Source organism: Planktotalea sp. (assembly GCF_049680325.1).
Lineage (GTDB): Bacteria > Pseudomonadota > Alphaproteobacteria > Rhodobacterales > Rhodobacteraceae > Planktotalea.
The window spans coordinates 1-9,438 of the sequence record NZ_JBAUHO010000330.1; the positions used below are offsets into that span (position 1 = coordinate 1).

Sequence of the window (9,438 nt, forward strand, 5' to 3'; positions counted from 1 at the left end):
AGCATTTACCCCGACATCGGCGCAACCGCAGACCACGCGGTATGCGTAAGCATCATGGGCGTAAATTCCTTGATGAATTGGCTATCAAACACCGCCCTGAAGCAATTGGGGATCGCGTCCAATTCGGCCCGAAGGTCGGCAAAACCACTGCCCCTATCGCGCCTACAAACACGATCGCTTTTAGCAACCAACCCACGATACCGACACTCCTTAGATGGCTCTATATAAAGTGGCGCGCACCGATAGATCAACTACCACTTGTGGCAACCTTGTAAGGATCGGTTAGGCATACACCGCGAATTCGTTAAGCGACAAAGCAGGGCAGAAATTGGCAGGACAAACCTAACCCAGTCGCTCACGCGCCGATTTGGCAGAGGCACGCATGTTGCGCGCGAAAAGCGTCACGTCGATATCCGTTGCAATAAACGTCGCGCCAAGCGCGCGGCATTGAGCCTGCAATTCGGGATCAAGTGTAAGGATACCTGCGGCCTTTCCAGCTGCGGTAATACGCTTCATCGCATCAAGCACAGTGGCTTTGACTTCCGGCGCGCCCGCCTGCCCGATAAAGCCCATGTCGGCAGCAAGATCAGCCGGGCCAATGAACACACCGTCAATACCCTCGACAGCAAGGATTTCATCCAGCGCCGCCATGCCCTTGCGGTTCTCGACTTGGACAATCAAACAAATTTCATCGCGTGCCGTAGTCAGATAATCCGCAATGCCCGAAAAATCGGAAGCCCGTGCAAGAGCAGAGCCAACACCGCGCACCCCGTGGGGCGGATATGTGACCGCATCGACAAGTTCCTGTGCTTGGCGAGCGCTTTCGACCATAGGGATCAAAAGGCTTTGTGCGCCTGCATCAAGGTATTGTTTGATTAGCCAGGTTTCGCCAATGGGCGGGCGCACCATACCATGCGTCCCACTGCCCTTCAGAACCTGCAATTGCGCCATGATCGAGCGCAGATCATTCGGCGAATGCTCCCCGTCAACGCAAACCCAGTCAAAACCTGCACTGGCACTGATCTCGGCCAGATACGGATCGGCAAGACCCATCCAACAGCCAACTTGCAACTCGCCATTCTTGATGGCGGCTTTGAACGGATTATGCGGTGCGGGCATGGATGTCTCCCTAAGCGAAAGAAATATCGACGCAACCGAAGGCGCCAAAGTCTGCATGAATGTCGCTGCCACCAGGGCATTCGACAGGCCGAATAAAACTACCAGACAGAATAACCTGTCCAGGTTCAATACTCTGCCCGTACTGCGCCATGCGGCGAGCCAGCCAGACAACGCTTTCGACAGGATCGTTCAACACGCCCGCCCCAAGACCCGTTTCTTCAACCGCTCCATTGCGCGACGTGATCGCCCCGACCCAGCGCAGATCAAACGCGTCAATTGCGTGCTTTTCAGCGCCCAGCACAATGCCCGCATTTGCGGCATTGTCGCTGATCGTATCAAAGATAATGCGCGTTTTCCCGCTCGCTGGGTCAACACGCAGAATACGCGTGTCAAGGATTTCGATCGACGGCGCAACATAATCCGTCGCCGCAAGAACCTGCTCACGCGTAACGTCCGCGCCGCCGATAGGCGCTTTCATCACGAAAGCAATCTCCGCCTCGATCCGCGGCTGGATAAAGCGCCCCTTTGGCACAGTAGCCCCGTGCTCGAACAGCATATCATCAAACAGAATCCCGCTGTCGGGAATGTCTATGTTCAGCGCATATTGCATCGCTTTCGAGGTCAGACCGATCTTCCAGCCAATGACCTTTTGCCCTGCCGCCAGCTTGGCACGGTAGATCGCGTTCTGCACAGCATAAGCATCATCCATCCCCATTTCGGGATGGCGCAAGGATAGCAATCCGATCTGCTCACCCGCAGCTTCTGCCGCAAGCAAATCCGCCGCCGCTTGGGCGTGATCCTGAGGCGTCATAGCACTTCGTCCTCAACGGTATTGCGCAGTGCGCCAATACCGTTCACTTCGACCTCGACCACATCGCCCGGCTTCAGATAACGCGGCGGATCAAAGCGCGCGCCTGCGCCAGTGGGCGTGCCAGTCACGATAATGTCGCCGGGCTGAAGCGTCATAAACGTCGAGATATATTCAATCTCGCGCCGGATAGGATGCATCATCCGGCTCAGCACATCATCTTGCCGCACTTCGCCATTCACCCGCGTAATGATGCGCGCATCGTCAAGTTGCTTGGCATCCGTGAACGGCACAATCCAGGGACCAATCGCAGCGGAGCGATCCCAGTTCTTGCCCTGCGTGACGTTAAACTTCGCATGGCGCACCCAGTCACGGATCGTACCCTCGTTGCAGATGGTGATGGCCGCGATGTGACCGTAGGCATCTGCCTGCGAAATGCGCCGCCCTGCCTTGCCGATGACAATCGCAACCTCGCCCTCATAATCGAGAGTTTCGTTTTCAGGCGGGCGGATCAGCGGGCGGTTATGACCTGTGAAACCACTGGCAAAACGCGGAAACAGCGACATGTATTTCGGTGCCTCTGTGGTGCCGTCCTTGTATTCCGCATTGCGATCGGGAAAATTGACCCCGACACAAAGAATACGGCGCGCATTCGGGAGCACCATTTCAAATTCGAAATCCGTATGCGTGACCGCCTTACCCTTTGCTGCTGTGCTCAATTGATCCAAGGCGCCTGCTTCGATCACATCAAGCAAAGTAGGCCACTGCGCAAACACATCATTCAGCGCAATCATGCCATCGTCTGTGGCAGCGCCATAGAACGTTTCACCGCCGCTCGTATATGTGGAAAACTTCATCATGTCCCTCACGGTGCAATAATCGGGCTTGCTGCCAGCTCGGACTCGCGCGGCTCTGTGCCAACAAATTTGGTGCCATGCTCGAACCAGCTACGCGGCGCAGCGGCGCCCCAAAGCGTCTGGCGCTGTGGATCTTTCAGATCCCACTTTATCGGTTCCAGATCAGGGTCAACCGTTTGATAATCAGAGCAATAAATCTCGATACGATGCCCGTCAGGATCAAGCACATAAAGGAAAAAGGCGTTGGAGATACCATGCCGTCCGGGACCGCGCTCGATGTTGCCCACATAACCCGTTGTCGACATCAGATCGAGCAGATCAATGATATTCAGCGGGGTTGGCACCCAAAAGGCGACATGATGCATGCGCGGCCCGCTACCATTGGTGAAGGCCATATCGTGCACCCCGCCCTTGCGATGCATCCACGCCGCCCAAAGCTTTTTGCTCTCCTCATCCTCGGTATACTCCGTGACGCGAAATCCGAAATCGGAATAGAATGCGACCGAGGCATCCACGTCAGGCGAGAAACAGTTGAAGTGATCGATACGCAGCGGCTTCACGCCGCGATAAAGCGCGTATTTCTGATGGATTGGCTCTAAACGATCCATCTTGTGATAGAATTCCAGCGGAATACCGATGTTATCAGAGGTCAACAAAGTGCGCCCCTGATACGGGCGATCGACCCAAGACGTTGGGCATCCCTTTGATTTGAAATATGCCTCGGCCTTGTCCAGATCATCCTCATCATAGGTCTTGAAACCCATGACTTCGACGGTGCCCGGCACATCTGACTTTTGAAGAATGATGCAATGATGTCCGCGCTCTTCCATTGCGCGCAGATAGACATGCGTGGCGCTTTCATCGGTAACCTGTAGGCCCAAAATCTGGGTGTAGAACTTCTTTGACGCGGCAAGATCCGCAACATTCAAACATGTATGCGACAGGCGGATCGTGTTGAAATCGGGATAAAGATTAGGTGCTGGCACTGGCATGTTTCAATTTCCTTGTCTTCTCTGGTCCATAAATACCTCGGGGAGTCGCCCATCGGGCGACGGGGCAGCGCCCCTCCTGCCTGACCCTTTGGTCAGGCTCATCCTGTGCAGGCGCAGCCTGCTCATTTCAACTCGCACCCAAACGGGTGATCTTGTGCTGGCCTGTAGCAAAGCCGATGTGTTTCTGTTCCATATAGAATTCGAAACTCCAATCACCGCCGTCGCGGCCAATGCCGCTGGCTTTGACCCCGCCAAAGGGCGTGGGCAGATGGCGCACATTTTCGGAATTCACCCAGATCATCCCCGCTTCCAGCTTATCAGTAAACCGGAGCGCGCGGGTCAAATCGTTGGTCCACAGATACCCCGTCAATCCGTAATCGATATCATTGGCAATTTGCAGCGCTTCTTCTTCGGTGCTGAATGGGATCGAGGTCAAAACAGGGCCAAAGATCTCTTCCTGCGCGATACGCATTTGATTGTTGGCATTTGTAAACAGCGTCGGGCGCACGAAATATCCCTCATCCCCGATCTTAACACCGCCCGCGGCAACCGTAGCGCCGTCCTCTTTTGCAATCTCGAAATAAGAGGTGACCTTGTTGTAATGTTCTTGTGTGACCAGCGGTCCGATCTCTGTCGCTGGATCAAGGGGATGCCCCACTTTGATACTGTTGACGCGCTCAACAAGCTTGGCCTCGAATTCCTCCCGGATTGTGTCCTGTACCAACAGACGCGAAGAGGACGTGCAGCGTTCGCCATTGATCGAGTAAATCATAAAGATCACCGCATCCAAAGCGCGCTCTAGATCGGCGTCATCAAAGACTATAACAGGGTTCTTGCCGCCCAATTCCAAATGATTGCGCTTCAAGGTATCCGCGCCTTGTTTGGTAATCAAACTGCCTGTGCGGCTTTCGCCAACAAAGGCAATCGCCTTTATTTTGGGATGCTCGCATAACGCCTTGCCTGCGCCCTCGCCAAAACCGTTGACTGTATTCAAAACACCAGGCGGCAGACCAGCTTCTTCGGCAATCTCCACAAGTAAACGCGCTGTCAACGGCGACGCCTCGGCAGGCTTGTGAACCACGGTACAACCCGCCGCCAAGGCCGGCGCGATCTTCCAAGTGGAAAGCATAAAAGGGGTGTTCCACGGGGTAATAACGCCAACAGGACCGATTGGCTTGCGCGTCGTGATGTTCATCAACGTCGCCGATTGCAGATGTTGCCCGTCGCGCGCCTGTACAACTTGATCCGCAAAATAGCGGAAGTTCTCGGCGCCGCGTAGGGCGGCTTTGGACATGAATTTGTAGGTCTGGCCCGTGTCCCAGCACTCGCAAAGCGCGATCTCTTCGGCCCGCGCTTCAATCCCTTCGGCGACGCGGATCAGGATTTTCTTGCGCTCAAGGGCTGGCATATCACGCCATTCGGCGAAAGCTTCGGACGCTGCATGCGCCGCCGCGTCTATGTCCGCAGCTGTGCCATGGGCAACATTGCAGATCACCGATTTATCAACCGGCGACGTATTCTCAAATGTGCCGCCGCTGCCCACCACATCCTGACCCGCAATTCGGTTCAAAATGCCGGTGTCCTGAAAACGTTCGAGAAAGCCGTTCAGTTTGGTGATATTGGTTTCAAGCGCGCTCATGCGGAGTCCTCCAGGTGGTCGCGAATATTTCCGTACTTCGGGGAAAGTGCGGCGTTGATGTCCCGCAATTCAGCAGATAGCGCGATAGAACGGGTTTCCATCGCCGGTGCCATAAACGCCTTCAGCGCCGCAAAAACCCGCGCGATGGCGTCTTCTTTTACCGCGTCCGCGCGGCCTTCGCGAATGCGCACGGACAGGTCAACAAAGCCATGTTTTGGATCGCCATCCGCAATCGCGACATGGTCAACGCGCGTCGCGCGCACACGAATGCCCGCCATCGGAAAGGCATCAATCTGGGCAGCGCAGGCACGGATCGTTTCACATAGCGCGGCGAAATCCACGGCCTCTTCTAGGTTGGCTGAATAGTCAATGTGAAAATGCGGCACGTCATTTCCTTAACATGTTAATTGTTATCAAGTTAAATAAAGGTACCTTGCGTTGTCAAGACCGTCTTGGCAGCAGAGTAGCAAACCGATATCCATAACTAACCCCAAAAAGATCGCACGTATGACCAGTAAGCTCCCCTCCACGTCTCGCTCATTGCCCATTGCGTTGATTCGCGCACGAGAAGGAGTGATGGCCCCGATCCGCGACATGCTTTCGGAAACGGGGATTACAGAACAGCAATGGCGCGTCCTTCGAGTGCTGGCAGAACATGGCAAGCTTGATACGAAAACGCTTGCGGATCGCTCCAGCCTTTTGTTCCCCAGTCTGACACGCATCGCCGCAACCCTGCGTGACAAAGGGTTGATTACCCAGACTCGCGACGAAATTGACAGGCGCCGTCAGTTTATCGAGATCACCGCCGCGGGCCAAAGGATCATCGACGAGCGCACAGATCATGCCGCGCGCATCGTAGCTGATTTCAAGGTCTCGTTGGGCGAAGACAACTACGAACAGCTGCTCGACCTACTCGCAATGCTGGATCCTCAGGCTAGCCTGTAACAACGCCCGCCGCACGCCAGTCATCAAAAATCTCCAGCGCCTTTTTGGCAAACTCGGCGTCATTGATATGGCAACCCAAGCGATGCGCTACGACATGCGCAGGCAACGAAGCATCCAGCTCGCCCATGAACGCGGACAGCCCTTCTTTGTCATGCAGATCTGCGCCCTCGCGATCCCACTCACCAAGGCCATGCTGCGGCAGGATCATCGCAACAACTCCTTTGGATTTCGCCAGTTGTTGCGAATGCGCGCGCGCAACCGCGCGGCGTTCGTCATTGTTCAGTACAATCGAGGTGAGCAAGCGGTTATGCGCATGGCTTGGATGGTCCGCCCATTTGTCAGGGATCGGCTGCCAACCGACGATGTCCACCAGATCATAACAGCCCGGTGCCACGATCTGGGGCGTGCCACTTTGCCCTGCATTGGTCAAACGATCAGCCCCGGCCGAAATATTCGAGCCATGAATATGATTGCCAAGTTCCTGCGTGCAAAAGTCCATCACACAGGCAAAGGCGCCCTGCCCCGCAAGGCTCTCAAACGCCCGCCCGCCCATTCCAGTGGCATGAAATACTGCAACCTCATAACCGCGTTCTTCCAGCGCGGGTTTCAGCGGAATCACATATTTCAATGCTGATGTGCCAAGGGACATCATTCCGACAAGCGGCTTGCCCGGATCAGGCTTTTGCACCGCGCGTGCTGCACCCAGCACCGCCCCTGCCGCTTGACTAAGCGAGGCTTTACAGACCGAATTCAGGCCATAAAGGCCGCCCGCCCAAAGGATCATCTGCGTATCCGCGGCCAACCGCTCCGCTGGAATAAGCGGTGAGAATGAAACAGTAGAAACGATGTACTTCGGCACGCCAAGTGGCAAAGCAGAGGCGACATCAAGCGCAAGATCGGTGCCCATCGTTCCACCAAGTACGATCATCCCGTCGAACTTGCCTTCGGTGTAAAGCCGCGCTGCCAAAAGGCTCGCCCCTTTAGCCATGATTTGCATCGCGTGGTTTTCATCGCCCGACGCAATCGCCGCTTCAATCGAACTACCCCCCTCCTGCGCAACGTCATGTTTGGAATAAGCCGTTGGTTGCGACGGATCGCCCAGCACGGAAACATCCATGCTTAGCACGTTCCCACCCTGATCGCGGATCACGCCGCTAAGAAAGCCCAGCTCATCGTCCTTTGTGTCATAGGTGCCGATAACGAGGATGGTTTTGTCACTCATGGCGCGTACCCTTACAGTTTGATCCAGGCGGTCTTGAGATTGATGTACTTCTCTAGTGCATGCAACGATTTGTCATGGCCATTGCCAGATTGCCCATGCCCGCCAAGCGGCACCGTGCCATCCGCACCTCCATATGTGTTCACATGTACAACCCCTGCCCGGACTGCGCGCACCATGCGATGTGCGCGGCCAAGATTGGACGTCCAAACAGCGCCAGCGAGCCCGTAAACAGTAGAATTGGCGATGCGCACCGCTTCCTCTTCGCTTTCAAACGCAGTGACGCCAAGGACAGGGCCAAAGACCTCTTGCTGGGCTAGCCGCGCGTCGGGCGTCACACCCGTCACAACCGTCGGGGCCATGTAAAAGCCGCCTGTTTCGGCCAATACACGCGCACCGCCGGTAATGATCTGACCGCCTTCGTCCTGCGCGCTTTGGACAAAGCCAAGGTTCTGGGTCAGCTGCCGCTCCGAATTCACAGCACCAATGGCAGTTTGCAAATCAAGCGGATCGCCAACGCGCAGGGCCTCAGCATTCTTCGCAACCGCCGCTACAAATTCATCGTGAATGCTCGCTTCGACCAAAAGGCGCGAAGCAGCAACGCAGACCTGACCTGCATTGCGGAAAATCGCGCCAGCGGCGACCATGGCCGCCTCTTCCAGATTAGGCGCATCTGCGAAAACTACATTCGGGGATTTCCCGCCCAGCTCCAGGTAAACCCGTTTCATATTCGAACGTGCGGAGTATTCCATCAAGCGGCGACCCGTTGCGCCAGAACCTGTGAAGACCAGTACGTCTACATCCATAGAAAGGCCCATTGCCTCGCCCACAACTGCGCCTTCGCCGGTAACCGCGTTTAGAACCCCGCTTGGCAGGCCAGCTTCGTGGGCCAGTTCGACCATGCGCATCAACGACAAAGAAGCTGTTTCCGCAGGTTTCAACACCACTGAGTTGCCCATCGCAAGCGCTGGCCCCAATTTCCATGCGCCAATCATCAAGGGAAAGTTCCAAGGGATGATCGCACCGACAACGCCCACAGGTTCTTTGTGGATCATTGCCAACACATCCGAAGAGGTCGGAGCGATCTCGCCATAGATCTTATCAAGCGCTTCGGCGTAATAGCGGATCGTTCCAGCCGCAGAACCGGGTTCAGCCTTGATCGCCATCCCGATCTCTGTGCCGTTGTCGCGTACACCCAGAACAGCCAGTTCCAGCGCATGCGCCTCGATCAGGTCGGCCCATTTGTGCAGCACCTTTTTGCGCGCCGCAGGTGGCTGACCCGCCCATCGCCCATCTTCAAACGCCGCGCGCGCCGCGGCGATAGCAGCCTCCATATCCGCCGCCGTTCCTTTCGCCATCTGCGTCAAAACAGTGCCGTCGATAGGCGAAATCACATCCATCAGACCGCCGTCAGAGGCAGGCACATCCTTGCCATCAATCACATGCAAACGCTGTGGAACGACCTGCGCCCTGAGCGCGTTTATTGTGCTTTGATCCATCGGGGGTTACCTCATTTGGCTATCGTGGAGATTGTGATCCTCATCCGGCAAATGCGCGCGGTATTCTTTTATCAACGTACGAATATGCAGCGCGATCACCAAAACGATCATCACAAAAAGAATAAAGGAAATCGGGCGGTCAATCATATCTAACGGCGTTTTCAGGCGCGGCATTGCAGAGCGCAATTTGACTTCCATAATCCCGCCCAAGACCATGCCAAGAATGATCGGCACAATCGGCAAGTTCAACCGTTTCAGGATCAACCCGAACACGCCAAAACCCGCCGCCAGCATGCAATCCGTCAAGGAGTTGCGTAGCGAATAAACCCCGACGAAAGACAGGATCAGGATCAACATACC

The 9,438-nt window shown here is 55.6% G+C and carries 10 protein-coding genes and 1 pseudogene; 2 read left to right on the forward strand and 9 right to left on the reverse strand.

Translation table 11 applies throughout. The annotated features are described in order from the left end of the window. Positions 1-128, forward strand: a pseudogene (locus tag WBC85_RS14715) (IS30 family transposase); the annotation flags it as partial. 214 nt (positions 129-342) lie between these two features. Here the strand turns inward: WBC85_RS14715 and WBC85_RS14720 are convergent. The 6 genes from WBC85_RS14720 to WBC85_RS14745 form a co-directional block, all read right to left on the reverse strand. Next, positions 343-1,119, reverse strand: a complete 777-nt coding sequence (locus WBC85_RS14720) for an aldolase/citrate lyase family protein (RefSeq protein ID WP_424438841.1) — start codon at positions 1,117-1,119, stop codon at positions 343-345. Between the two features lie 10 nt (positions 1,120-1,129). Next, on the reverse strand, positions 1,130-1,930 hold the full coding sequence (hpaH, locus tag WBC85_RS14725) for a 2-oxo-hept-4-ene-1,7-dioate hydratase (RefSeq protein WP_424438844.1): 801 nt from the start codon (positions 1,928-1,930) through the stop codon (positions 1,130-1,132). Beyond that, positions 1,927-2,784: a fumarylacetoacetate hydrolase family protein gene (locus tag WBC85_RS14730; RefSeq protein ID WP_424438868.1), complete on the reverse strand. Its 858-nt coding sequence runs from the start codon at positions 2,782-2,784 to the stop codon at positions 1,927-1,929. Before WBC85_RS14730 ends, hpaH begins: the two co-directional genes overlap by 4 nt. A gap of 8 nt (positions 2,785-2,792) precedes the next feature. Further along, positions 2,793-3,776 (reverse strand): 3,4-dihydroxyphenylacetate 2,3-dioxygenase, encoded by a 984-nt coding sequence (hpaD, locus tag WBC85_RS14735; RefSeq protein ID WP_424438847.1) that lies wholly within the window; start codon positions 3,774-3,776, stop codon positions 2,793-2,795. A gap of 127 nt (positions 3,777-3,903) precedes the next feature. Further along, a complete protein-coding gene (gene hpaE / locus WBC85_RS14740) occupies positions 3,904-5,415 on the reverse strand; it encodes a 5-carboxymethyl-2-hydroxymuconate semialdehyde dehydrogenase (protein WP_424438850.1) in 1,512 nt (503 codons plus the stop codon). Beyond that, a complete protein-coding gene (locus WBC85_RS14745; protein ID WP_424438853.1) occupies positions 5,412-5,801 on the reverse strand; it encodes a 5-carboxymethyl-2-hydroxymuconate Delta-isomerase in 390 nt (129 codons plus the stop codon). The genes hpaE and WBC85_RS14745 overlap by 4 nt, the downstream gene beginning before the upstream one ends. A 190-nt stretch (positions 5,802-5,991) precedes the next feature. Here WBC85_RS14745 and WBC85_RS14750 point away from each other — a divergent pair, with 190 nt between their 5' ends. Continuing rightward, positions 5,992-6,360 (forward strand): MarR family transcriptional regulator, encoded by a 369-nt coding sequence (locus tag WBC85_RS14750; RefSeq protein WP_424438856.1) that lies wholly within the window; start codon positions 5,992-5,994, stop codon positions 6,358-6,360. On the opposite strand, the gene WBC85_RS14755 is transcribed toward WBC85_RS14750, so the two are convergent. The 3 genes from WBC85_RS14755 to WBC85_RS14765 form a co-directional block, all read right to left on the reverse strand. Continuing rightward, a complete protein-coding gene (locus tag WBC85_RS14755) occupies positions 6,350-7,582 on the reverse strand; it encodes a Tm-1-like ATP-binding domain-containing protein (RefSeq protein WP_424438859.1) in 1,233 nt (410 codons plus the stop codon). The two genes, WBC85_RS14750 and WBC85_RS14755, sit on opposite strands and share 11 nt — an antisense overlap. 11 nt (positions 7,583-7,593) lie before the next feature. After that, positions 7,594-9,078 (reverse strand): aldehyde dehydrogenase, encoded by a 1,485-nt coding sequence (locus tag WBC85_RS14760; RefSeq protein ID WP_424438862.1) that lies wholly within the window; start codon positions 9,076-9,078, stop codon positions 7,594-7,596. 6 nt (positions 9,079-9,084) lie between these two features. Next, positions 9,085-9,438 (reverse strand): tripartite tricarboxylate transporter permease (locus tag WBC85_RS14765; RefSeq protein ID WP_424438865.1); only part of this gene is annotated, 354 nt, incomplete at its 5' end.

Excerpts from the sequence above, each read along its gene's own strand:
- WBC85_RS14720 (WP_424438841.1), bottom strand. The coding sequence starts at position 1,119 with ATGCCCGCACCGCATAATCCGTTCAAAGCCGCCATCAAGAATGGCGAG.
- hpaH (WP_424438844.1), bottom strand. The coding sequence starts at position 1,930 with ATGACGCCTCAGGATCACGCCCAAGCGGCGGCGGATTTGCTTGCGGCA.
- WBC85_RS14730 (WP_424438868.1), bottom strand. The coding sequence starts at position 2,784 with ATGAAGTTTTCCACATATACGAGCGGCGGTGAAACGTTCTATGGCGCT.
- hpaD (WP_424438847.1), bottom strand. The coding sequence starts at position 3,776 with ATGCCAGTGCCAGCACCTAATCTTTATCCCGATTTCAACACGATCCGC.
- hpaE (WP_424438850.1), bottom strand. The coding sequence starts at position 5,415 with ATGAGCGCGCTTGAAACCAATATCACCAAACTGAACGGCTTTCTCGAA.
- WBC85_RS14750 (WP_424438856.1), top strand. The coding sequence starts at position 5,992 with ATGGCCCCGATCCGCGACATGCTTTCGGAAACGGGGATTACAGAACAG.
- WBC85_RS14755 (WP_424438859.1), bottom strand. The coding sequence starts at position 7,582 with ATGAGTGACAAAACCATCCTCGTTATCGGCACCTATGACACAAAGGAC.
- WBC85_RS14760 (WP_424438862.1), bottom strand. The coding sequence starts at position 9,078 with ATGGATCAAAGCACAATAAACGCGCTCAGGGCGCAGGTCGTTCCACAG.